Here is a 24,131-nt window from a genome sequence, read left to right on the forward strand (position 1 = left end):
ATTAACATCACACTCAGATGTTAACCGTGAAGGATAACATTGCTTTAGCAATGGCCCGTAGGGCGAGACGAAGTCGAGTCATCCTGCACGACCCACCATCTTTATTGATGGTCCCGAGTTAAATCTTTCAGGCAACACCCGAATGGGGCGTTAGCTCAGTTGGTAGAGCAGTTGACTTTTAATCAATTGGTCGCAGGTTCGAATCCTGCACGCCCCACCATCCTGAAGAGATTAAAGCAGTAAACCCCATAAGGGGGCGTTAGCTCAGTTGGTAGAGCAGTTGACTTTTAATCAATTGGTCGCAGGTTCGAATCCTGCACGCCCCACCAGTGTAAAAAGGCGCCCTAAAGGCGCCTTTTTGCTATCTGCAATTCAGCCATTTCTTTTCCCACTCGGGGTTAGCCTCAAACGCATTTCTCATCCTATCCGTCCATTTAGGCCAATGCCCTTAAATGCCCAAAATTCACCACGACTTTTTTTCTGCAATCCGCTATCTTGTTTAGCATATAAAACATATTGCCGCGGTAAAGGCGATGCATTGCCTTATAGCCGCTTATTTCGTTAAGCCAGTAAAACGAGAAGCATGATGAGCGTGATGTTTGATCCAGAAGCAGCGATTTACCCGTTTCCTCCGAAGCCGACGCCGTTAAGTCGTGATGAGAAGCAGTTTTATCGCGAAAAAATAAAACGGTTACTCAAAGAGCGCAATGCCGTGATGGTGGCGCACTATTATACCGACCCGGAGATTCAGCAGCTGGCAGAAGAGACCGGTGGCTGTATTTCTGACTCACTGGAGATGGCGCGTTTTGGCGCAAAGCATGAAGCTTCAACGCTGCTGGTCGCGGGCGTGCGTTTTATGGGCGAGACCGCCAAAATTCTGAGTCCGGAAAAAACCATCCTTATGCCGACGCTCAATGCGGAATGCTCGCTGGATCTTGGCTGTCCAATCGACGCGTTTAACGATTTCTGCGATGCACATCCCGATCGCACCGTGGTGGTTTATGCCAATACGTCAGCGGCGGTAAAAGCTCGTGCAGATTGGGTAGTGACCTCGAGCATCGCCGTGGAGCTGATTGAGCATCTCGACAGTCTGGGAGAGAAAATTATCTGGGCACCGGATCGTCACCTGGGCCGCTATGTGCAAAAGCAAACTGGCGCCGATGTTTTGTGTTGGCAGGGGGCGTGTATCGTCCACGATGAGTTTAAAACTCAGGCGTTAAGCCGGATGAAAGCACTTTACCCGCAGGCAGCGGTACTGGTGCACCCGGAATCTCCTCAGGCCATTGTGGATATGGCCGATGCGGTTGGTTCAACCAGCCAGTTGATTAACGCGGCGAAAACCTTGCCGCATCAGCAGCTAATTGTGGCTACCGACCGCGGGATTTTCTACAAAATGCAGCAGGCCGTACCTGATAAAGCGCTGTTTGAAGCACCGACGGCCGGTGAAGGGGCAACCTGTCGCACCTGCGCGCACTGTCCGTGGATGGCCATGAATGGCCTAAAAGCGATCGCTGACAGCCTCGAAAACGGTGGTGCAGCGCACGAAATTCACGTGGATGAAGCATTGCGAAAAGGCGCGTTAATTCCGCTTAACCGCATGCTGGATTTTGCGGCTACACTTCGAGGGTAACCGTCTAACACGCTGGAGTTAAAATGGATTTTTTAAGTACGCAAAATATTCTGGTGCACATTCCCATTGGGGCCGGGGGGTATGACCTGTCGTGGATTGAAGCGATAGGCACTATCGCGGGCCTATTGTGTATCTGGCTGGCGAGCCTTGAGAAGATCGTTAACTACCTGTTTGGGCTGATTAACGTCACGCTGTTCGCCATTATCTTTTTCCAGATCCAACTCTACGCCAGCCTGCTGCTGCAGCTCTTTTTCTTCGCCGCCAATATTTATGGCTGGTACGCGTGGTCGCGGCAAACCAGCCATCATGAAGCGGAGCTGCACATTCGCTGGCTGCCGCTGCGGAAAGCGCTCGCCTGGCTTGCTGCCTGCGTGATTGCCATTGGCCTGATGACCGTCTATATCGACCCGGTCTTCGCCGTGTTGACTCAGGTTGCCGTGAGTGTGATGCAGACGCTGGGAATGAATGTGGTGATGCCGGAGCTGCAACCCGATGCGTTCCCGTTCTGGGATTCCTGCATGATGGTGCTGTCGATTGCGGCGATGGTCCTGATGACGCGCAAATACGTTGAGAACTGGCTGCTTTGGGTGGTGATTAACGTGATAAGCGTGGCTATTTTCACCCTGCAGGGTGTCTATGCCATGGCGCTGGAATACTTGATCCTGACCTTTATTGCCCTTAACGGTAGTCGGATGTGGATTAACAGCGCGCGTGAGCGCGGCTCTCGCGCGCTATCCCATTAATGATGGTGATGATGTCCGGTTCCGGAGTGCGCCTCGTTAAGGTGGCATTCCGGGCCGCTACACGGCTGATACTCCATTTGTACCGTAGCGTGGTCAATCTGATACTGCTGTTCGAGAAAATGATGGATCCTATCCAGAAGGGCATCATGATCGTGCGGCGGCACCACCTGGACGTGCAAGGTCATTAACGGTTTTTCACCGACTAGCCAAACGTGGACATGGTGTACGTCGCGGACTTCTGGCAGAGAACGGCGCATATTGCGCTTTAATGCGGCAACATCAATTGCCTGCGGAGCCCCCTCCAGCAGTTCATTGAGGCTCTCTTTTAGCAACGACCACGCGCTGCGCAGCACGAGGCAGGAAACCAGCACCGATAATATCGGATCAATTGGCGTCCAGCCGGTGGTCATGATCACTATCGCCGCAATAATGGCGCCAACGGATCCTAAGAGATCGCCCATCACGTGTAGCGCCGCTGCTCGCACGTTTAGATTCTTTTCTTCGCTGCCGCGATGCAGTATCCAAAAGGCCAGAATGTTCGCCAGCAGTCCGGCAACGGCAATCACCATCATGGTGACGCCGGCCACCGGCTGCGGTGTATAGAAACGCTTCACCGCTTCCCAGACGATTAACACAATAATAAACAGCAGGGCGATGGCGTTAACGAAGGCGGCCAGGGTAGTAAGCCTTAGCCAGCCAAAAGTGTGCCGTACGCTAGGCGGGCGGCGGGCAAAATGTACGGCCAGCAGCGCAAACAGCAGTGCGGCGGAATCGGTCAGCATATGCCCGGCATCGGCCAGCAGCGCCAGCGAGCCGGAGATCACCCCGCCAATGGCCTCGATGACCATAAAGCCTGCGGTTACGCCAAAAGCCAGCAGTAAGCGGCGGCCGTTACCATTATCCGGGGCGGCATGGGTATGTGAATCATGCTGGTGCGGCATGAGCGTCGTCCTTCGTTAATTAAGTGTGACTACCTGACATCATTGCAGATCTTTGCTTTTTGCGCACAGAAATAGATGCGATGAATGGCTGGGCATTTATAGCGCGTCCTTAGGCATGTATGACTGATATATATTGTTTTTGATGTATTTTGTGGTTTTAAATTCCATGCATAAGGCTTTTTATCGCTTTTATTTGCTATTAAATTCTAAAATGTAGGGTTTTTTTAGTCATTAACCGGTTAAAGTGTAAAAGCCAGTTTACACTTTTTTGCTGACGATATAGATTGAAGGGATTGCACTCAATTGTATAAGTATGGCAACACTGGAACAGTCATGAATTATCAGAACGACGATTTACGCATTAAAGAGATCAACGAGTTATTACCTCCTGTAGCACTCCTTGAAAAATTTCCCGCGACAGAAAACGCTGCCAACACCGTTTCTCATGCACGCAAAGCGATCCACCAGATCCTGAGAGGGGATGACGATCGCCTGCTGGTGGTGATTGGTCCATGCTCGATTCACGATCCGGTTGCCGCGAAAGAATATGCGCAACGCCTGCTGAAAATCCGTGAAGAGTTGAACGGTGAGCTGGAAATCGTCATGCGCGTCTATTTTGAAAAACCGCGCACCACTGTGGGTTGGAAGGGGCTTATCAACGATCCGCACATGGATAACAGCTTCCAGATTAACGACGGCCTGCGTATTGCCCGCAAGCTGCTGCTGGATATCAACGATACTGGTTTACCTGCGGCGGGCGAGTTCCTCGATATGATCACCCCGCAGTATCTGGCCGATCTGATGAGCTGGGGTGCCATTGGTGCGCGTACGACCGAATCACAGGTTCACCGCGAACTGGCTTCCGGCCTTTCTTGCCCGGTTGGCTTCAAAAATGGTACTGACGGCACCATCAAAGTCGCTATCGATGCGATCAATGCTGCCGGCGCGGCTCACTGTTTCCTGTCGGTGACTAAATGGGGTCATTCCGCAATTGTGAACACCAGTGGTAACGGCGATTGCCATATCATTCTGCGCGGCGGTAAAGAGCCAAACTACAGTGCGTCCCATGTGGCTGCGGTGAAAGAAGGGCTGGCGAAAGCAGGTCTTCCGGCGCAAATCATGATTGACTTCAGCCATGCTAACTCCAGCAAGCAGTACAAAAAGCAGATGGACGTGGGTGCCGATGTCTGTCAGCAGATTGCTGGCGGCGAGAAAGCGATTATGGGCGTGATGATCGAAAGTCATCTGGTGGAAGGGAACCAGAACCCAGACAGCGGCGAGCCGCTGGTTTATGGCAAGAGTATCACCGATGCCTGCATTAACTGGGATGATACCGATACGATCCTGCGCCAACTGGCGGGCGCGGTTAAAGCGCGTCGCGGTTAATTCACATCGTGGCCCGGCTTGGCGCTCCGCCTCCGGGTTTCGCTGATGCTGGCGTTATCAGGCGCATCAGAGATAAAAAAAGCGTGGGATATCCCACGCTTTTTCATTTTTAACCGGGAACGAATTACTTCGCTTTACCCTGGTTCGCTACCGCTGCGGCTTTCGCTGCGATTTCGTCCGCGTTGCCCAGATAGTAGTGCTTGATCGGTTTGAAGTTTTCGTCGAACTCGTAGACCAGTGGAACGCCGGTAGGAATGTTCAGCTCGAGAATTTCATCTTCGCCCATGTTGTCCAGGTATTTCACCAGCGCACGCAGGGAGTTACCGTGAGCGGCGATGATGACGCGCTCACCGCTTTTCAGACGAGGCAGAATGGTTTCATTCCAGTAAGGCACTACGCGCTCGATGGTCAACGCCAGGCTCTCGGTGGTAGGCAATTCTTTATCGGTCAGTTTCGCATAGCGCGGGTCGTGGCCTGGGAAGCGTTCATCGTCTTTGGTCAGCTCTGGTGGAGTCACCGCGAAGCCACGACGCCATTGTTTAACCTGCTCGTCACCGTATTTTTCAGCGGTTTCGGCTTTGTTCAGACCCTGCAGCGCACCGTAGTGACGTTCGTTCAGTTTCCAGGATTTCTCAACCGGCAGCCAGGCCTGGTCCAGTTCATCCAGAACGTTCCACAGCGTGTGGATGGCACGTTTCAGCACAGAGGTATAAGCAAAATCAAAGCTGAAGCCTTCAGCCTTCAGCAGTTTACCTGCCGCTTTTGCTTCGCTAACGCCTTTCTCAGACAGGTCAACGTCGTACCAACCGGTGAAACGGTTTTCGTTGTTCCACTGACTTTCACCGTGACGAACCAGTACCAGCTTAGTTACAGCCATACTCTCACTCCTCAAGCTTTATTGAATGATAACAATTCTCATTATATTGCCGTGATTGCCTCAGCAGCAACGCTTATGCATAACCATAGCGAAAATAGTGCCCCAGTGTAAGACGCATGTGAACTCGGCGTTATTATTTTGTCTGTGGGTGACGTTAAAATCAGCGAAATGGCGAAAAGATCGGCGAGATGGGCAGAAGGGGCAGCGCTCGCCGCTAGTCCAGAACGTGTTATTGCCTTTGAAGCGGGCGGTCAGGCTCCCGGCGTCGCGTCGCTCAGCCGGGAGACATTAGCGGTTAAAGCGCAATAAACTGATATTCCGTCAGGCTGACGTACTCTGTGCCCGGACGCAGGATGCAATCAGGCTGCGGCCATTCCGGATGATTTGGGCTGTCGGGCAGAAATTCGCTCTCCAGCGCCAGGCCCTGCCAGGTGGCATAGGGCTGAGCGGTACGGGAGAGGGTGCCTTCGAGAAAATTACCGGAGTAAAACTGGATCGCCGGAGCTGAGGTATAGACCGCCATCTGTAGCTTCTTATCCTGAGACCAGACGTGAGCAACGGCCTGAGAAGCATCGCCTTTCGCCTGAAGCAGGAAGCCGTGATCGTAGCCGTTCACCTTTTGCTGATCGGCATCGCTTAAGAAATCCCTGACCACGGTTTTAGGCTTGCGGAAATCGAAGCTGGTTCCGGTGACGTCTTTCAAAACCTCGTGCGGAATACCGCTGGAATCTACCGGCAGATAAGCATCCGCCAGCAGCTGCAGCGTATGGTGACGCACGTCGGTTTGTGCCCCGTCGAGATTGAAGTAAACGTGGTTGGTCAGGTTTACCGGACAGGCTTTATCTACCGTCGCACGATATTCAATTGAAATACGGTTATCGTCAGTCAGACGATAAGTTGCGGTTGCCTGCAGCGCGCCGGGGAAACCCTGATCGCCATCTGCAGAGAAGAGAGTAAACACCACTTCAGCAGCAGCCTGAGATGCGATAGCCCAGCGGCGTTTGTCAAAACCCTGCGGGCCGCCGTGCAGCTGGTGTTCGCCCTGGCTAGGTTCAACGTTGACCGTAGCGCCATCCAACGTAAAACGGCTGTTGGCGATACGGTTAGCGTAGCGACCAATGGAGGCACCAAGGAACGCCGACTGCCTGGCGTATTGCTCAGGTTCAGCACAGCCGAGCAGCGCTTCACGCACGCTGCCGTCCTGCAGTGGAATACGCGCGGACAGCAGCGTAGCCCCCCAGTCCATTAAGGTTACGACAACGTTATGCGCATTGCGTAACGTAATTAGCTGGTAAGGCTGGCCGTCGGCGGCCAGCGCAGAAGATGAAGTTAGCACTGGCCGGCTCCTTGTGACGCTTTGCACACGTAGAATGTCTCTTTGATGCCGGTTTTCGCTTCGTACTGCTCGGCCACGGCTTGCTGCACCGCAGGAACCAGCGCTTCTGGCATCAGTGCGACAATACAGCCGCCAAAGCCGCCGCCGGTCATACGTACGCCGCCTTTATCGCCGATGGTCGCTTTGACAATCTCCACCAGGGTGTCGATTTGCGGGACGGTAATTTCGAAGTCATCGCGCATCGAAGCGTGTGATTCTGCCATCAGTTGACCCATGCGCAGCAGGTCGCCTTTCTCGAGCGCCGAGGCCGCTTCCACGGTACGGGCATTTTCCGTCAGTACGTGGCGGACGCGTTTGGCGACGATAGGATCCAGCTCGTTAGCCACCGCGTTAAACTGCTCGAGGGTGACATCACGCAGCGCCGGCTGCTGGAAGAAACGCGCGCCGGTTTCGCACTGTTCGCGACGGGTGTTGTACTCGCTGCCGACCAGGGTGCGTTTAAAGTTACTGTTGATAATGACTACCGCGACACCATCAGGCATAGAAACGGCCTTGGTGTCTAAAGAGCGACAGTCAATCAGCAGCGCGTGGTCTTTTTTACCCAGTGCTGAAATCAGCTGATCCATGATGCCGCAGTTACAGCCGACAAACTGGTTTTCAGCTTCCTGGCCATTCAAGGCAATCTGCGCGCCATCGAGCGGCAACTGATAAAGCTGCTGGAACACGGTGCCGACCGCCACTTCCAGCGAGGCTGAGGAACTTAATCCCGCGCCCTGTGGCACGTTACCGCTGATCACCAGATCCGCGCCGCCAAACGCGTTGTTGCGTTTTTGCAGATGCTTCACCACGCCGCGGACGTAGTTGGACCACTGCTGGGTGTCATGGGCAACGATGGACGTATCCAGAGAGAACTGGTCAATCTGGTTATCATAGTCAGCGGCGATAACCCGCACCTGGCGATCGGTGCGCGGCGCGCAGCTGATCACGGTTTGATAATCAATAGCGCACGGCAGCACAAAGCCATCGTTATAGTCAGTGTGCTCGCCGATAAGGTTTACGCGGCCCGGAGCCTGAATCACGTGAGTGGCAGGGTAGCCAAATTTTTCAGCAAACAGGGTTTGTGTTTTATCTTTCAGACTCATGGTTATTCTCCGGATTCGCGAAAATGGATGTCGCTGACCGCGCGCAGTCGCTCGGCCGCTTGTTCTGCCGTCAGGTCACGCTGGGTCTCTGCCAGCATTTCGTACCCGACCATAAATTTACGCACGGTGGCGGAGCGCAGCAGCGGCGGATAGAAGTGCGCGTGCAGTTGCCAGTGTGCGTTCTCTTCACCGTTGAACGGCGCGCCGTGCCAGCCCATGGAGTAGGGGAATGAGCACTGGAACAGGTTGTCGTAACGGCTTGTCAATTTTTTCAGCGCTAGCGCCAAATCGTCGCGCTGAGCGTCAGTTAAATCGGTGATGCGCAGCACGTGGGTTTTTGGCAGCAACAACGTTTCAAATGGCCAGGCCGCCCAGTAAGGCACGACGGCAAGCCAGTGTTCGGTTTCCACCACGGTACGGCTGCCATCGGCAAGCTCGCGGGTGACGTAATCCATCAGCATTGGTGCACGGTGTTCGGCGTAATACTCACGCATCAAACGGTCTTCACGCTCAATCTCGTTGGGCAGGAAGCTGTTAGCCCACACCTGGCCATGCGGGTGTGGGTTGGAGCAGCCCATCGCCGCGCCTTTGTTTTCAAAGACCTGCACCCATGGATATTGTTGGCCCAGTTCGGCCGTCTGTTCTTGCCAGGTTTTGACCACCGATTGCAGTGCGCTAAGGCTTAGCTCTGGCAGCGTTTTGCTGTGATCCGGCGAGAAGCAGATAACCCGGCTGGTGCCGCGTGCGCTCTGGCAACGCATCAGCGGATCGTTGCTTTCCGGCGCATCCGGCGTGTCGGTCATCAGCGCGGCAAAATCGTTAGTAAAGACGTATGTGCTGGTGTAGTCGGGATTTTTATCGCCCGTCACCCGAGTATTACCCGGGCATAAAAAGCAATCCGGATCGTGCGCGGGCAGCGTTTGTTTTGCGGGCGTCTCTTGCGCCCCTTGCCATGGGCGCTTTGCACGATGCGGTGAAACGAGGATCCACTGGCCGGTTAATGGATTAAAACGGCGATGCGGATGGTCGACGGGGTTAAATGGTGTCATCACAAAATCCTTAGTCCGGATAGCCCTGAGGGTGACGGGACTGCCAGTTCCAGGTGTCCTGCGCCATCTCATCAAGATTACGAGTTACGTGCCAGTTCAGCTCTTTATCGGCTTTGCTGGCATCGGCCCAATAGGCCGGGAGATCGCCATCGCGACGCGGCGCGAAGTGATAGTTGATCGGTTTGCCACAGGCTTTGCTGAACGCGTTGACCACGTCAAGCACGCTGCTGCCAACGCCAGCGCCGAGGTTGTAAATGTGGACGCCCGCTTTATTCGCCAGTTTTTCCATCGCTGCAACGTGACCATCGGCCAGATCCATAACGTGGATATAGTCGCGCACCCCGGTACCATCAGGCGTTGGGTAGTCGTTGCCGAAAATAGCCAGCGATTCGCGACGACCTACCGCCACCTGAGCGATATAAGGCATCAGGTTATTTGGAATGCCTTGCGGATCTTCGCCCATATCACCGGACTGATGTGCGCCAACCGGGTTGAAGTAGCGCAGCAGCGCGATGCTCCAGTCTGGCTGTGCTTTTTGCAGGTCGGTGAGGATTTGCTCCACCATCAGTTTGCTTTTGCCGTAAGGGCTCTGCGGTGTACCGGTTGGGAAGCTTTCGACGTAAGGGATTTTCGGCTGGTCGCCATAGACGGTTGCGGAAGAGCTGAAAATGAAGTTTTTGACGTTGGCTGCACGCATCGCGGCAATCAGACGCAGGGTACCGTTGACGTTGTTGTCATAGTACTCCAGGGGTTTTTGCACCGACTCGCCAACGGCTTTCAGACCCGCGAAATGGATCACCGCGTCAATGGCGTGATCGTGCAGGATTTCGGTGAGTAGCGCTTCGTTACGGATATCGCCTTCGACAAAGGTCGCCTGCTTACCGCCCAAGCGAGCAATAACCGGCAGGACGCTGCGCTTACTGTTGCACAGGTTGTCGAGGATGATGACGTCGTGGCCTTGTTGCAGCAGTTGTACACACGTGTGGCTTCCTATGTAACCGCTACCACCTGTAACCAATACTTTCATTTTTAGCTCCGTTAAGCTTATGGCATGGAAGAACCTTAGCATAACAGAGAAGCCAAAAGTGTGACATGGGCTATATTAGTGGAATCGCTTACACTGACGCAGCACGGGTCATTGACCGCAGAATTTACATTGTAAATCAAAGGCGCTACCGCTGTATTGTGCACATAATCCGAAAAAGAGGCGCAAAGGGGAAATGAGTGAAGATGGCAGCGTTGCCGAGTCGTACGGAACTGGGCAATGAAGAGCCGGGGCGAACGCGACGCCCCGGTGACGGTGAGTTACAGTGGTCCCACCTCATAGCGATATCCATCGCCGTCGGCGACAAATTCCAGACGATGAGTAATACACTCCGGGGCGTCTTCTGCATGGTGTGAAACAAACAGCAGCTGTGTTTTTCCTTCGCTAATCAACACATCGATGAAACGGCGTACGACCTGACGATTAAGCGGATCAAGCCCCTGTAACGGTTCGTCAAGAATCAGCAGCGTAGGGTGTTTCACCAGCGCGCGGACAATCAGCGCCAAACGCTGCTGGCCCCACGATAAACTGTGGAACGGAGCATCTGCGGTACGCGCGTCCATGCCGAGAATGTGCAGCCATTCGTCAACCAGTTTGCGTTGCTTATCGGAAACGGCCTGATAAATTCCAATTGAGTCAAAATAGCCAGAGAGGATCACATTGCGCAGGTTAGTGCTGACTCGGTAATCAAGATGCAGGCTACTGCTGACGTAGCCGATATGCTTTTTGATATCCCAAATGGTTTCCCCACTGCCGCGACGGCGACCAAAAAGCGTTAGGTCGTTGCTGTAGCCCTGCGGGTGATCGCTGGTGACAAGGCTTAACAGCGTCGATTTCCCCGCCCCGTTTGGGCCGACAATCTGCCAGTGTTCATAGGGTGCGACCGTCCAACTAAGGTGGTTAATTATCGGCCGATCGTTATAGGACACCACGCCATCATTGAGCACAATACGCGGTTGATCATCGGGCAGTGAGAGACGCGCCGACGGTGCATCTGGCTCAGGCAGCGTCATGCCGGAAAGTTTCTCACTGTGCGCCAGCTGCGCGATCAGCGTTTGTGCCAGCAGTGCTTTGGTTGCGCCAGTTTCCGTTAACGTACAGTCGGCCAACACGCCAGCAAAGGGCACAAATTCAGGAATATCGTCAAAGCGGTTAAGCACTAGCACCAGCGTATAGCCCGCTTCATGGAGCGTCGCCAGATGATCCGCCAACTGGCGGCGTGAGGCGACGTCGAGGCCGTCAAAAGGCTCATCAAGAATCAACAGATCGGGCTGTGCCATCAGTGCCTGACAGAGTAACGTTTTGCGGGTTTCGCCGGTGGAGAGATATTTGAAGCGGCGCTCAAGCAGGTGGCTGATGCCAAACTGCGCAGCCAGCGTTGCGCACAGCGCCGGGTCTTTCACTTCGTCCTGGATAATCTCGGCGGCTGTGCGCCCAGTATCATCCTCACCAGGGCTTACCATATCGGTATTGTTACGCTGCCACTCGTCGCTGACCAGCTTTTGTAGCTGTTCGAAGGAGAGACGGGTAATGCGTGTGAACTGGCATTCACGGCTGCCGGACAGCAGCGTGAGCTCGCCCGCCAGCGCGCGGGCAAGGGAGGATTTCCCGCTACCGTTGCTGCCGACAAACGCCCAGCTCTCGCCAGCGCGCAGCGTCAATTGCTCAATTTTTAATGTTTTTGTGTCGCTAAGACGAAACGTGCCTTGCGAAATATGCAATGATGACATGATGTATCCCATTTTTTGCAGCGATATGCATCAGGGATACGTCTTCAGGCGCGGAATGTCAATGTTATCAGCACAAGGTGGCAACAATGATTCTGTCGGCGTTAAAGAATGCGATGACATCAGCGCCTTCTTCCAGCGTTTCGGCATCGCTCAGCGGCAGGGTGGCGCACAGGGTTTGGCCATCCGGTAACGCCATTAGCACTTCGCACTGTTCGTTGCCGCGCTGAATATGGCTAATGCGGCAGGTGAGTTGGTTGTCGGCTTCGGCGGCGACGGATGGATCGCGGGTGACGTTGACCCACGGCGCTTTTAACAGCACCAGCACCTCTTTTCCTTCATCCAGGCCAAGGCGCTCACCGCTTTGCGCGGTAATTGCCACTTTTAGGCGAGTGGTACCGTCGGCCAGCAGAATATCGACGTGCTGCTGTACCTGCTGGTGGTCGCGCTGGGTGACCGTACCAAACCACTGGTTTCGGGCGCTGGTTTGCAGCGAGAAGCGAGAGATGGCGGCCAACAGGCTGTCCAGCGGTAGCGCATCGTCATCGCTGAGGACATCAAAAGCCTTTTGCTGAATTTGCGCCAGCAAATCGTAGAGTTGAATCAGTCGCTGGCCATAGCGGGTTAGCACCGCGCCGCCGCCGCCTTTACCACCGGTCGCGCGGTCAACCAGCGACTGTTCGCTAAGCTGATTCATTTCATTAATGGCGTCCCAGGCGCTCTTATAGCTGATGCCGGCGTTTTTCGCCCCCTGGCTGATAGAACCAGTCTGTGCTATTTGTTTGAGGAGTGAAATGCGGCGCGGATCGGCAAACAGGCGCTGCTGAAGCTTGAGGGTAAGAAGGATTTCAGCCTGCATAAGAGTATCCTGGTCAGAAAAAGGGTATTTTGACCCAAATGGAGGCAGACGCAAAGCGCACCGCACAAAAGGGAGTGTATTTCTGCGCTATACGGTTACAATAGCCGCATCACAATGTCTGGAGTAAACCATGTTAGAGCTGTTGAAAAGTCTGGTATTTGCCGTAATCATGGTACCCGTAGTGATGGCTATCATCCTGGGGTTGATTTACGGTCTGGGTGAAGTGTTTAACATCTTCTCCGGCGTCGGTCACAAAGACCGCAGCCAGCAAAACCACTGATTTCCCCAAAACGCCCGCTTCTGCCGGGCGTTTTACTATTAAGCATTCCACATTTCTGCCGATAACTCCCTGTAATACCCACAATCATTCATGTATCTGTAATGCATTAATGCCAGAAAACCCCTATACTCAGCGCTGTATTTTTCTGTATACAACGGCACTCACAGGAGTTTTAAATGACAGGTTCATGGTTACGTTTATTTGCAGGGGCGACATTAACGCTTTCCGTCGCGGGTCACGCGCTGGCGGATGACGCTAAAATTACCGTATTTGCCGCCGCGTCGCTGACCAACGCGATGCAGGATATTGCGAAAGAGTACAAAAAAGAGAAAAACGTTGAGGTTGTCTCCTCTTTTGCTTCTTCTTCAACGCTGGCTCGCCAGATTGAAGCCGGTGCACCGGCGGATCTGTTTATCTCGGCGGATCAAAAGTGGATGGATTACGCGGTAGAGAAAAAAGCTATCGACACCGCCACGCGCGAAACGCTGTTGGGTAACAGCCTGGTGGTTGTAGCGCCGAAAGCCAGCGCGCAGGGCGATATCACCATTGATGCGAAAACTAACTGGACCAGCCTGCTGAAAGGCGGCCGTCTGGCGGTTGGCGATCCAGAGCACGTTCCGGCAGGCATCTACGCGAAAGAAGCGCTGCAAAAACTGGGTGCGTGGGAAACGCTGTCGTCAAAACTGGCACCTGCGGAAGACGTGCGTGGCGCTCTGGCGTTGGTTGAACGTAACGAAGCGCCGCTGGGCATTGTTTACGGTTCTGACGCTGTTGCCAGCAAAGGTGTTAAAGTTGTCGGGACTTTCCCGGAAGATTCGCACAAGAAAGTCGAATACCCGATTGCCATCACCGATGGCCATAAAAATGCAACCGTCTCGGCGTTTTATGACTACCTGAAAGGGCCGCAGGCGTCTGAAATCTTTAAACGTTACGGATTTACGACTCGCTAATGATATTGTCCGATCCCGAATGGCAAGCGGTTCTGCTGAGCCTGAAAGTGTCATCCCTGGCCGTGGTATTTAGCCTGCCGTTTGGGATCTTTTTTGCCTGGTTGCTGGTGCGCCGCAACTTCCCCGGTAAGGCGCTACTCGACGGCCTTATCCATCTGCCGCTGGTGCTGCCGCCGGTGGTGGTCGGTTACCTGTTATTGGTATCAATGGGGCGTCGCGGTTTTATTGGCAGTTGGCTGTATGACTGGTTCGGCCTGACCTTTGCCTTTAGCTGGCGTGGGGCGGTTCTGGCGGCGGCGGTAATGTCATTCCCGCTGATGGTCAGGGCCATTCGCCTGGCGCTGGAAGGCGTCGACATCAAGCTCGAACAGGCGGCACGCACGCTGGGCGCAGGACGCTGGCGGGTGTTTTGCACCATCACGCTACCGCTAATGTTGCCCGGTATTATCGTCGGCACCGTGCTGGCGTTCGCTCGTTCACTGGGTGAATTTGGCGCGACCATTACGTTTGTCTCCAATATTCCCGGCGAAACCCGCACGATCCCGTCTGCCATGTATACGCTGATTCAAACCCCGGGCGGCGAAAGCGCGGCGGCACGGCTGTGCCTGATTTCTATCGTGCTGGCGCTGATTTCCCTGATGATTTCTGAATGGCTGGCGCGGATTAGCCGTCAGCGGATAGGAGCGTAACCGATGCTGGAGCTGAACTTTAGCCAGACGCTGGGCACGCACTGTCTGCACATTAATGAATCTCTGCCGGCGTCCGGTATTACCGCCGTATTTGGCGTTTCGGGCGCGGGAAAAACCTCGCTTATCAATGCCATCAGCGGCCTGACGCAACCGCAGCAGGGGCGTATCGTCCTTAATGGCCGGGTGTTGAACGATGCGGAGCAGGGCGTGAGCCTGGCGCCGGAGAAGCGTCGCATTGGCTATGTTTTTCAGGATGCTCGACTCTTCCCGCACTATAAAGTGCGTGGCAATCTTCGCTACGGCATGGCGAAAAGCATGGCTGGTCAGTTCGATAAGCTGGTGGCGTTGCTGGGTATTGAAGCGCTGCTCGATCGCCTGCCCGGCAGTCTCTCCGGTGGTGAAAAACAGCGCGTCGCCATTGGTCGTGCGCTGCTCACCGCGCCAGAACTGTTGCTGCTTGACGAACCGCTGGCGTCACTCGACATTCCACGTAAACGTGAACTGCTGCCTTACCTGCAGCGGCTGGCGCGCGAGATTAATATTCCGATGCTTTATGTCAGCCACTCGCTGGATGAGATCCTGCATTTGGCCGATAAAGTGCTGGTGCTGGAAGGCGGGCAGGTCAAAGCTTTCGGTAATCTGGAAGAGGTATGGGGCAGCAGCGTGATGCACCCGTGGCTGCCGCAGGATCAGCAAAGCAGCATTCTGCGCGTGACGGTGCTGGAACATCATCCGCACTATGCGATGACCGCACTGGCGCTAGGCGACCAACATATTTGGGTGAATAAGCTGGAGAAGCCGCTGCAAAGTGCGGTGCGTATACGCATTCAGGCCACCGATGTCTCGCTGGTACTTCAGCCTTCTCCGCACACCAGTATTCGTAACGTACTGCACGCCAAAGTGCTGCAGTGCTACGACGATAACGGCCAGGTTGAAGTTCAGCTCGACGTTAGCGGGCGCACGCTGTGGGCCCGCATCAGCCCGTGGGCAAGAGATGACCTGGCAGTGAAACCAGGCCAGTGGCTCTACGCCCAGGTGAAGAGCGTCTCCATCACCGCCTGATTACAGCAGGTGTTGGTTGATATAATCGGCGATAGCATCCGTGGTGTTTTCGCCGATCACCACGTTGGCGCGAGCTTTCACCGCGTCATCGGCATTCCCCATCGCCACGCCGGTTCCGGCAGCTTCCAGCATACTGATATCGTTAAAGTTATCGCCAAAGGCGATAACGTCCTGCATTGACCAGCCCTGCGCGGTGACAAACTGGGTCAGACGCTTACCTTTGCTGTTGCCCTGGCGGGCGATATCGACCTGATCGTGCCATGACCATTCGCACTCTAGCTGCAGCGTCTGCTCAACGTGTTTGGCGAAATCCTGCAGTTTCTGGCCATTTTCATCCGTTAGGGCAAATTTCCACACGTTTTTGACCTCACGTGCGGCCTGCGCCAGGGAGTCGACTTGGGTAAAGGATGGGCGCTGGTCTTCCGGCAACGTCAATGCCCAGTTACTGGTGCGGGTGACGTGCCCGGTGGGGTGCTGGTACATCATGGTATCGTCGACGTACATCAGGCCGTGAATGCGATGCTCATCAAGTAAATTAATCAACAGCTGGGCTTTTTCTACCGGCATCGGATCGGCATCCAGTACTTTTTTCGCTTGATAATCATACAAGTAAGTGCCATTACAACAAATTGCAGGTGTATCTAACGCCAGTGCCTGATAAAAAGGATGGATGGCAACGTGGTGACGACCGGTCACGATCATTAATTGATACCCAGCGGCCCGGGCTCGATTCAGCGCTTCCAGAGAAGAAGGGAGCAGGGTTTTCTTTGGCGTCAGGAGCGTTCCGTCCAGATCCAGGGCAATTACACGTGCAGTCATAGTCATGTCCGAAGTAAAAGAGAAAATTCGCTGTGCAGGATGGTACACCGAGATACCTGTGCGGCAAAATGGTGTGAAGCAGGCGATGATAACCCGCCGCAAATTCTACGATTTCGTAAAAGGAGTAGTCATGAAACAGACCGTTTATACCGCCAGCCCGGAAAGCCAGCAGATCCACGTCTGGACGCTGAACCAAGACGGCAGTCTGACGCTGGTGCAGGTGGTGGATGTCCCAGGCCAGGTACAGCCGATGGTCGTCAGCCCTGATAAACGCTTTCTGTATGTCGGCGTACGCCCGGAATTCCGCGTGCTGGCCTACCGCATCGCGCCGGATGATGGTGCACTGACCTTTGCCGCTGAAGCGCCGCTGCCGGGCAGCCCAACCCATATTTCTACCGATCGTAAAGGCAACTTCGTCTTCAGCGCCTCCTACAATCAGGCTAACGTCGCCGTGATCCGTCTGGAAGATGGCCTGCCGCGCGATACCGTCAACGTCGTTGAAGGGCTTGAGGGGTGTCACTCGGCCAATATCACGCCGGATAACCGTACGCTGTGGGTTCCTGCGCTGAAGCAGGATCGCATCTGCCTGTTCACCCTCAGCGATGATGGCTTCCTGGCCGAGCAGTGCCCGGCAGAAGTGACGACCGTAGAAGGCGCAGGCCCGCGTCATCTGGTGTTCCACCCGAATGAACAGTATGCCTACTGCGTGAATGAGCTTAACGGCACCGTTAACGTTTGGGAGCTTAAAAACCCACACGGCGAAATTGAATGCGTGCAGACGCTGGATATGATGCCTGCCGACTTCTCGGATACTCGCTGGGCGGCTGATATTCACATTACGCCGGACGGCCGTCATCTGTACGCCTGCGATCGTACCTCCAGCCTTATTACTATCTTCAGCGTCTCCGAAGACGGTAGCGTACTGTCGCTGGAAGGTTTCCAGCCAACCGAAACCCAGCCGCGTGGCTTTAACATCGATCACAGCGGTAAGTATCTGGTGGCGGCGGGACAGAAATCTCACCATATCGCGGTATATGAAATTGCCGGCGAGCAGGGGCTATTGCAGGAGAAAGGGCGCTACGCGGTTGGCCAGGGACCGATGTGGGTGGTGGTTAACGCGCATTGATTTGCCGATTGATACGGAGCTGACAAAGCCTATTGGCTTTCCCCGTTTTGCACAGCGCTAATAAAAAAGGCCCATGATTTCATGGGCCTTTTAGCTTTACAGCGAGATTATTTTTTCGGTTCAGCCACGATGTGACTGCCCACGCCGCGGTTGTTGTATTCCCACATGCGGTTGAAGTTGCGATCGTTCAGATCACGTTTCATCTGGCCTTTCTCGTCCTGCGCGCCGGTATTGCCGCTGAACGGACGTTTTGATACCGCGGCATCCGCCCACGGTTTCGCCACGTTGAAGCCTTCGTTAATCACGCTATCGCGGATAACGACCTGACCATTGGTATTGCTGTCCACATCCAGAGAACGGCCCAACTGCGCCACGCCGTCACCGGCTGCGGTAAAGCGGCTATTGGTGGCCAGGAAACCGTAGAAAATATTGGACTGGGTGGCTGGAGCAAACACGTAGCCTTCCTGCTGGGTGCGAGAGTTCACCACGCGGAATTCGGTGTTATCAAAGACCACGGCGCCACGCCCGGAGACGATATCCACATCACCTTCAAGATAGCTGTTGCTCACCAGCGTGCGGGTCTGACGGTTGTTCTGCAGACGGTTATCTACGCCGCTGTTGGTGACGAAGAAAGTATTCTGACGACCCAGCAGGTTGACGTTATTCAACTGGGTTTTGTCGCCATCGGTACGCAGCGCAACGGCCTGGTGTGTACCGGCATCAACGCTGTCGCCCAGATTGTTTTCGATGGTTAGATTTTGCAGCTGCAGGCCGCTGTTTTGCGACCAGACTACGGCAGAACACATCACGCCAACCGTCGCATTACGTTTGCTCTGGCAGTTATCAAACATGTACCACGCCGGTTTACCTGGCATGTATTTCCCGCCTGGATTCACCTGACGACGCCAGTCTGCCGGGCTCATTTCAGAGTCGATGGCCAGACCGATTTTAACGTCGATAGCTTTATCGCCGGTACCGTAAATCGTCACGCTGCCCGGTGCCGCAGGAATATATACGGTGCCCTGATACTCGCCTGGCAGAACGGCAATATACTGACGCGCGCTGCTGTGGCGGGTAATGGCGGCATCAACCGCGGCCTGAATCGTCGTGTGCGTGACGCCCTGCGTGCCGGCAGGCCCAACCACGAAGTCCGCTTTGGCCGGGAGGGCGACGGACGACGGAGACCAGGCGGCAGCCTTAGGGTCGAGCGATGAGAAATAACGCGCGGCGGTAAAGTTCTGCGCTTCTTCAGCAGACAATACCGGGCGGGAAGACGTTCCAGGTGCGGCCTGGTCAGACGGACGCTGATCCGCAGGCGTTGAGCTGCAAGCCGTCAGTGTCACGCCAAAAGCCAATGCCAGCGCCAGACGAGAAACCGATAAAGTGTTCATGTTGCTCCAGGCTAGTTAAGTGAATGTGAATCCTGTAAAAAAAGCCTTTTTATACTAAGTTGAGCGAAACGGGAAGATATACCGATAAAAATATCAGCTGTTTTTGGGGTGATGCAGATATGTACAAGCAAAGGGAGGTATTTCTGGCATAGAACCGCAGGAAATAACGGCACTATGGTTCCGTCGAGCGGTGGCCTTGCGTCTTCCCATGGCCACCTAAAAGGCTTTTTTATGCGTTAAGCTGGTGATTAAATCGGTGATGCTGAGCACCAGCGTCGAGCGAACCATTTGCTGATAGCGCTGTTCCTGCATGGTGATAAGCGACTCATCAACCACATCCTCCGGCATGTGCAGCGTTGGTGGCGGTGGCAGCGCCGTTAGGCAGTGCAGCATTCCGATCGGCCCAAGGATTTCATCATCGGTAAAACTGTAAATCTTATTCTCGGTCAGCAATTCATTGTTTAGCGCGACCAACAGCTCAACGTCTTCATATTCATCGCGGCTAATAACCCCCAGCGCGTAGATAAGCTTGAGGCGGACCGAGAGGTTAGCCAGCGGACCGCTGCCTTCCAGCAACGGCTCAACCGCGTATTTTACGGCGTAGTCATCTTTGCGAAAGGCCTGCAAAATCAGCAGGTCGACCGCTTCTGCAAGAAGCCCAACCGCAGTCTGAATGAATCCGGTGAGCGTTTGACGCGCATTAAGCCGTTCCAGAACACGGTTTTCAACCGCCTGATTTTTATAAAGATCAGAATCGTCCATTGTAGTCATCATCGTAGTTTCATATTCCGCGACGCGCGGCTTCTCTGCCGCCGGTGTCGCCGGACGATGTGCGTTTTCTTCTGGTTGCGCAGCTAAGCGCAGGCGATTGTGTTTCATCTTATCCTTCTTTTCTGGCGCTGCCGTTGAGCGGCAGCGCCAACATCAGAGTGGCATCATGCCTTGCGTTGCATGGCGTTATACACATTCGCTATCTGGGCGACAAGTTTTGGCTGATCGTTAAGGCCGCAAACCTGAATGACGGTGTTAACAATGCCATTCTCGCGCAGCAAGGTCGCCATTTCTTGCGCCTGCGGGTCATTGTGGCTGTGATAGCGTAATGCTGCCGCGATGCCAACCACCAGATTCGCATGGGGAAGACCGTACTCCAGCGTCCCGCGCAGGGGCTTTATCAGACGATCGTGCTCGCTCAGTTTACGCAGCGGTTGGCGGCCGACGCGCTCCACATCATCCTGCAGATAAGGGTTTTCAAAGCGGGTCAAAATCTTGTCGATATAGGCCGCATGCTGTGCTGGGTCGAAACCGTAGCGTTTAATCAGCACTTCACCGCTCTCCATCATTGCGCTTTGCACAACCTGGCGAATTGCCGGATCAAGGATGGCATCGCGGATGGTTTGGTGCCCCGCCAGCTGACCGAGATAGGCGGTAATCGCATGGCCAGTGTTGAGGGTAAACAGTTTACGCTCAATGTAGGCCATCAGGTTGCTTGTTGGCTCCATCCCGGCAATATTTGGTAATTGCCCTTTAAACTGGGTGCTATCAACAATCCATTCGCTAAAGGTTTCCACTGTCACATCCAGCGGATCGTCGTTCGCTGCTGCGGCAGGTGGAACGATGCGGTCCACGGCGGAGTCGACAAAACCGACGTGTTCCTCAACCCAGGCGTGAAGCTCGGCCGGGATTGCTTCCAGTACGTGGTTTTTGAGCTGGCTGGTGCCACGCACCATATTTTCGCAGGCGATGATATTCATCGGCTGCTGGTTACCACTGTCATGGCGGGCAATGAGCCCCTGTGCCAGGGTGCTGGCGATTTTGCTTAGGACCTGCGGACCAACGGCAGTGGTAATCATATCGGCCTGCGCAATCTGTTGAATCGCATCCGGGCTGTTGCTGTTGATAGCGCGGATATGGCTAACCTGCTCGACGCGCGCCTGCTCGCCGACGACGTTGACCTGATAGTGCTGCTGATGGGCCAACTGATCGATTAACGGCTGGTTGACGTCGGCAAACGTTAATTCTGCCTGTGCATCGGCCAGCAGTTTACCAATAAAGCCGCGGCCAATATTCCCTGCGCCAAAATGAATTGCTTTCATAAACATTACTCCGAAAAAGTCTATCCGTGTCAGGGGGCGAATGGCCCCCGAAACCTTATGCCGCTTGCTCGCCGGAAAGGATCTGCAAGATTTCCTGTACGCTGCTGGTTTGTGTCAGGCGTTCGATAACGTCTTTATCATCCAGCGCGTTAGCTAAGCGCGCGATAACCTGCACGTGCTCGTTATTACGGGCGGCAATGCCGATAACCAGGCGGGCCACGTCGTCTGGCTCATCACCAAAACGAACGCCTTGTGGGTACTGGCATATGACGATCCCGGTGCGCAGCACGCGGTCTTTGGCTTCTACGGTGCCGTGGGGGACGGCGATAGACTCTCCCAGATAGGTAGTGGTTAATGCTTCACGTGCCAACATGGCATCGATGTAGTCCGGCTCGACGTAGCCGCCGGAAACCAGCATTTCACCGGCGAAACGGATGGCCTGAGCTTTATTGTCGGCCGTTAAGTTCAGGAAGATATTGTCGGCGCTGAGCTTAAACAGATTCTCATCGCGTTCAGTGCCTTCGAAGGTTTCGTCATTTGCTGCAATAATCGTCTGATTAATAAGCCGATTATCGTTGGCTGCCGGTGGCATTTTGGCGGCAAGCAGGCGAGTGGTGAGATCGGTGTACAGCCCGCTATCAAGGAAATTGCTCAGCGAAATATGCATGGCTTGCGGAGCATGACGCATGGCGCGTTCGGTTAAATCCTGATGAGTAATCACCAGATCCACGTCGTCAGGCAGGCTGTTGATGGCGCAGTTGGTGACCGAAATGTGGGCCAAACCCGCGTCTTTGACCTTCTTACGCAGGACGCCAGCGCCCAGAGCGCTTGAACCCATCCCGGCATCGCAGGCGACAATAATTTTACGTACGTGCTGCAAATCTTTCGACAAATCAAGCGCGGGAGCCGGCTGCGGCTGCTCACCTGAGGTTTTACCGCCGGATTTGGACTGCTGCTTCAGCGCCTGCATGCGGCGTGTCGCTTCAGACAGACCGTTGCTCTCTTCATCGCCAACGCGAACGCGTTTGAGCAGCATGGAAGCGGTGAGGAATGACACCAGCGTGGAGGCAATGATCGACAGCGCCACGCCAATCAGCGACGCTTTTGGCGTCATCAGCAGCACTGCAAAGATAGAGCCCGGAGAGGCTGGAGACACCAGGCCTGCGTTGAACAGCGTCAGGGTAAACACGCCGGTCATCCCGCCGAGGATCACTGCCAGAATCAGGCGCGGGTTCATCAGCACATACGGGAAGTAGATTTCGTGGATACCGCCGAAGAAGTGAATAATTGCCGCACCGCCGGCAGATTGCTTGGCACTGCCTTTGCCCACAAACATGTATGCCAACAGTACGCCGAGACCTGGACCTGGGTTTGCCTCAATCAGGAAGAAGATCGATTTGCCGGTTTCAGTGGCCTGCTGGATGCCCAGCGGAGAGAAGATACCGTGGTTAATGGCGTTATTGAGGAACAGGATTTTTGCCGGTTCAACAAACACAGAGGTCAACGGCAGCAGGTTGTTCTGCACCATGACGTTGACGCCGGATGCCAGTACTTTTGACAACACTTCAACCATCGGCCCGATTGCCATAAAGGCAAGCATGGCCAGCAGCATGCCGATAATACCGGCCGAGAAGTTGTTCACCAGCATCTCAAAACCGCTTTTGATTTTACCGTCAACCCAACGGTCAAAGCGTTTAATGGCCCAGCCACCGAGCGGGCCCGCAATCATCGCCCCCATGAACATCGGCATATCGGCGCCCACAATAACGCCCATGGTGGTAATGGCACCTACTACGCCTCCGCGCTCGCCGCCGATAAGGCGACCACCGGTGTAGCCAATAAGCAGCGGCAGTAAATAGGTGATCATTGGGCCAACCAGCTTGGCTAACGTTTCGTTAGGCAGCCAGCCCGTTGGAATAAATAAAGCGGTAATCAAACCCCAGGCAATGAATGCGCCAATATTGGGCATCACCATATTGCTGAGAAAGCGGCCAAAATTCTGTACCTTGACCTTGATATCTGGTGATAACATAAAACACCCCTCGTGGTGCGCGTAAAGATGTTACGCGTCGTAATAGTTGTGGTGGTTTCGCCAAAAACCATCCAGTCGTTCTGTATGCAAAATCGACTCTATCACGCCGTTACCATCTCGCGTACTCGAGGGGGATTTGTGATGCTTATCACTAACTAAACCCCCGTATACCGGCCTTTTAAGTGATCGCCATCACATTAACTTCTGTAATTTCGCTACAATGTTAAAAAAAGAGGTTTTTCCAGCGATTTTTTGTGATTTGAATCACCTTTGTTTTTAACGTCTTTGTTTTTAAATTGTGACAACATTCACAAGATGTTTTTCGCGAGCGCACGCTCCCTCGGTTTTTCGCCTATGCCCGGTCAATTTACGTCATAAAATTACAAATCTCAGATCACGGATATAAAAAAGCCCCGCACGGTTTGCCATGCAGGGCTGAGAAGGTTGGCGGCGAATTAGCTAAACAGTGCGGTTAGCGAGGCACTCGCCAGACTATGGAAATGCACGTTAAACCCGACCATCGCACCGCTGGCGCCTTCATCGACATCGATTTTGTCTACATCGAGCGCATGTACGGTAAAGATATAACGGTGGGTTTCACCTTGTGGCGGCGCTGCGCCGCCGTAGCCTGCTTTGCCAAAATCGGTGCGGGTTTGCAGGGCGCCCGCGGGTAATGCCACTAAATCTGAGCCGGCACCGGCTGGCAGTTCACGCGTGTCCGCCGGAATATTAGCGACGATCCAATGCCACCATCCGGATCCCGTGGGGGCATCCGGATCATAGCAGGTCACGACAAAGCTTTTGGTTCCGGCCGGTACATCGTCCCAGGCCAGATGCGGAGAGATATTTTCGCCATCATAGCCCATCCCGTTAAAGACCTGGCGTGGGGGGAGTTTCTCACCGTCACGCAGATCGTGGCTGACTAATTTCATTGACTGCCTCCTTTGTTAATCT

General features: G+C 54.3%; 22 protein-coding genes and 2 tRNA genes. 10 read left to right on the plus strand and 14 right to left on the minus strand.

Translation table 11 applies throughout. From position 1 onward, the window contains the following. Positions 1–144 precede the first annotated feature (144 nt). The 4 genes from KCR01S_RS10445 (at position 145) to pnuC (ending at position 2,373) form a co-directional block, all read left to right on the plus strand. Positions 145–220 (plus strand) — tRNA-Lys (locus KCR01S_RS10445). A gap of 33 nt (positions 221–253) precedes the next feature. Beyond that, positions 254–329 (plus strand) — tRNA-Lys (locus KCR01S_RS10450). Between the two features lie 257 nt (positions 330–586). After that, positions 587–1,630 carry a quinolinate synthase NadA gene (gene nadA, locus KCR01S_RS10455; protein ID WP_061282657.1) on the plus strand — a complete coding sequence of 348 codons (1,044 nt, stop codon included), beginning with the start codon at positions 587–589 and terminating at the stop codon, positions 1,628–1,630. Positions 1,631–1,653: 23 nt separating this feature from the next. After that, positions 1,654–2,373 carry a nicotinamide riboside transporter PnuC gene (pnuC, locus tag KCR01S_RS10460; protein WP_061282658.1) on the plus strand — a complete coding sequence of 240 codons (720 nt, stop codon included), beginning with the start codon at positions 1,654–1,656 and terminating at the stop codon, positions 2,371–2,373. Here pnuC and zitB read toward each other — a convergent pair. Further along, complete coding sequence (gene zitB / locus KCR01S_RS10465; protein ID WP_061282659.1) at positions 2,370–3,314, minus strand: CDF family zinc transporter ZitB; 945 nt, start codon at positions 3,312–3,314, stop codon at positions 2,370–2,372. The genes pnuC and zitB overlap by 4 nt on opposite strands. A 333-nt stretch (positions 3,315–3,647) precedes the next feature. On the opposite strand from zitB, the gene aroG reads away from it, so the two are divergent. Next, positions 3,648–4,700 carry a 3-deoxy-7-phosphoheptulonate synthase AroG gene (aroG, locus tag KCR01S_RS10470; RefSeq protein WP_061282660.1) on the plus strand — a complete coding sequence of 351 codons (1,053 nt, stop codon included), beginning with the start codon at positions 3,648–3,650 and terminating at the stop codon, positions 4,698–4,700. Positions 4,701–4,824: 124 nt separating this feature from the next. Here the strand turns inward: aroG and gpmA are convergent, their stop codons facing one another. The 7 genes from gpmA to modE all read right to left on the minus strand — a co-directional run bounded on the left by gpmA (position 4,825) and on the right by modE (position 12,735). Beyond that, positions 4,825–5,577 carry a 2,3-diphosphoglycerate-dependent phosphoglycerate mutase gene (gene gpmA, locus KCR01S_RS10475; protein ID WP_052284702.1) on the minus strand — a complete coding sequence of 251 codons (753 nt, stop codon included), beginning with the start codon at positions 5,575–5,577 and terminating at the stop codon, positions 4,825–4,827. 295 nt (positions 5,578–5,872) lie between these two features. Then, a complete protein-coding gene (galM, locus tag KCR01S_RS10480; protein ID WP_061282661.1) occupies positions 5,873–6,913 on the minus strand; it encodes a galactose-1-epimerase in 1,041 nt (346 codons plus the stop codon). Further along, positions 6,907–8,055, minus strand: coding sequence for a galactokinase (gene galK / locus KCR01S_RS10485; RefSeq protein ID WP_061282662.1), 1,149 nt, complete (start codon positions 8,053–8,055; stop codon positions 6,907–6,909). Before galK ends, galM begins: the two co-directional genes overlap by 7 nt. Positions 8,056–8,057: 2 nt before the next feature. Continuing rightward, positions 8,058–9,104, minus strand: a complete 1,047-nt coding sequence (gene galT / locus KCR01S_RS10490) for a galactose-1-phosphate uridylyltransferase (RefSeq protein WP_061282663.1) — start codon at positions 9,102–9,104, stop codon at positions 8,058–8,060. Between the two features lie 10 nt (positions 9,105–9,114). Continuing rightward, positions 9,115–10,131, minus strand: a complete 1,017-nt coding sequence (gene galE / locus KCR01S_RS10495) for a UDP-glucose 4-epimerase GalE (RefSeq protein WP_061282664.1) — start codon at positions 10,129–10,131, stop codon at positions 9,115–9,117. Between the two features lie 278 nt (positions 10,132–10,409). Further along, positions 10,410–11,879: a molybdate ABC transporter ATP-binding protein ModF gene (modF, locus tag KCR01S_RS10500; RefSeq protein ID WP_061282665.1), complete on the minus strand. Its 1,470-nt coding sequence runs from the start codon at positions 11,877–11,879 to the stop codon at positions 10,410–10,412. Between the two features lie 67 nt (positions 11,880–11,946). Then, entirely contained in the window at positions 11,947–12,735 is a 789-nt protein-coding gene (gene modE / locus KCR01S_RS10505; protein ID WP_061282666.1) for a molybdenum-dependent transcriptional regulator, read from the minus strand. A 130-nt stretch (positions 12,736–12,865) separates the two neighbouring features. On the opposite strand from modE, the gene KCR01S_RS24130 reads away from it, so the two are divergent. The 4 genes from KCR01S_RS24130 (at position 12,866) to modC (ending at position 15,716) form a co-directional block, all read left to right on the plus strand. Continuing rightward, the gene (locus KCR01S_RS24130) at positions 12,866–13,015 is read left to right on the plus strand and encodes an AcrZ family multidrug efflux pump-associated protein (RefSeq protein ID WP_072129149.1); all 150 of its coding nucleotides are present in this window, start codon (positions 12,866–12,868) and stop codon (positions 13,013–13,015) included. A gap of 176 nt (positions 13,016–13,191) precedes the next feature. Next, on the plus strand, positions 13,192–13,965 hold the full coding sequence (modA, locus tag KCR01S_RS10510) for a molybdate ABC transporter substrate-binding protein (protein WP_061282667.1): 774 nt from the start codon (positions 13,192–13,194) through the stop codon (positions 13,963–13,965). After that, positions 13,965–14,654, plus strand: a complete 690-nt coding sequence (gene modB / locus KCR01S_RS10515) for a molybdate ABC transporter permease subunit (RefSeq protein WP_061282668.1) — start codon at positions 13,965–13,967, stop codon at positions 14,652–14,654. The genes modA and modB overlap by 1 nt, the downstream gene beginning before the upstream one ends. Positions 14,655–14,657: 3 nt before the next feature. Next, on the plus strand, positions 14,658–15,716 hold the full coding sequence (gene modC, locus KCR01S_RS10520) for a molybdenum ABC transporter ATP-binding protein ModC (protein WP_061282669.1): 1,059 nt from the start codon (positions 14,658–14,660) through the stop codon (positions 15,714–15,716). Here the strand turns inward: modC and KCR01S_RS10525 are convergent, their stop codons facing one another. Continuing rightward, entirely contained in the window at positions 15,717–16,535 is an 819-nt protein-coding gene (locus KCR01S_RS10525) for a pyridoxal phosphatase (RefSeq protein ID WP_061282670.1), read from the minus strand. It abuts the gene before it with no gap. Between the two features lie 130 nt (positions 16,536–16,665). Here KCR01S_RS10525 and pgl point away from each other — a divergent pair, with 130 nt between their 5' ends. After that, complete coding sequence (gene pgl, locus KCR01S_RS10530; protein ID WP_061282671.1) at positions 16,666–17,661, plus strand: 6-phosphogluconolactonase; 996 nt, start codon at positions 16,666–16,668, stop codon at positions 17,659–17,661. A gap of 107 nt (positions 17,662–17,768) precedes the next feature. Here pgl and KCR01S_RS10535 read toward each other — a convergent pair whose 3' ends face one another. The 5 genes from KCR01S_RS10535 to KCR01S_RS10555 all read right to left on the minus strand — a co-directional run bounded on the left by KCR01S_RS10535 (position 17,769) and on the right by KCR01S_RS10555 (position 24,109). Beyond that, positions 17,769–19,052: a putative acyl-CoA thioester hydrolase gene (locus KCR01S_RS10535; RefSeq protein ID WP_061282672.1), complete on the minus strand. Its 1,284-nt coding sequence runs from the start codon at positions 19,050–19,052 to the stop codon at positions 17,769–17,771. A gap of 216 nt (positions 19,053–19,268) precedes the next feature. Next, the gene (locus tag KCR01S_RS10540; RefSeq protein ID WP_233269621.1) at positions 19,269–19,826 is read right to left on the minus strand and encodes an MltR family transcriptional regulator; all 558 of its coding nucleotides are present in this window, start codon (positions 19,824–19,826) and stop codon (positions 19,269–19,271) included. A gap of 161 nt (positions 19,827–19,987) precedes the next feature. Further along, positions 19,988–21,145: a mannitol-1-phosphate 5-dehydrogenase gene (locus KCR01S_RS10545; protein ID WP_061282845.1), complete on the minus strand. Its 1,158-nt coding sequence runs from the start codon at positions 21,143–21,145 to the stop codon at positions 19,988–19,990. A gap of 55 nt (positions 21,146–21,200) precedes the next feature. Next, on the minus strand, positions 21,201–23,177 hold the full coding sequence (locus KCR01S_RS10550; RefSeq protein WP_061282676.1) for a PTS mannitol transporter subunit IICBA: 1,977 nt from the start codon (positions 23,175–23,177) through the stop codon (positions 21,201–21,203). 455 nt (positions 23,178–23,632) lie between these two features. Next, positions 23,633–24,109, minus strand: a complete 477-nt coding sequence (locus KCR01S_RS10555; protein ID WP_061282677.1) for a kinase inhibitor — start codon at positions 24,107–24,109, stop codon at positions 23,633–23,635. Positions 24,110–24,131 lie beyond the last annotated feature (22 nt).

This window comes from Kluyvera cryocrescens NBRC 102467, assembly GCF_001571285.1.
Classification (GTDB): domain Bacteria; phylum Pseudomonadota; class Gammaproteobacteria; order Enterobacterales; family Enterobacteriaceae; genus Kluyvera; species Kluyvera cryocrescens.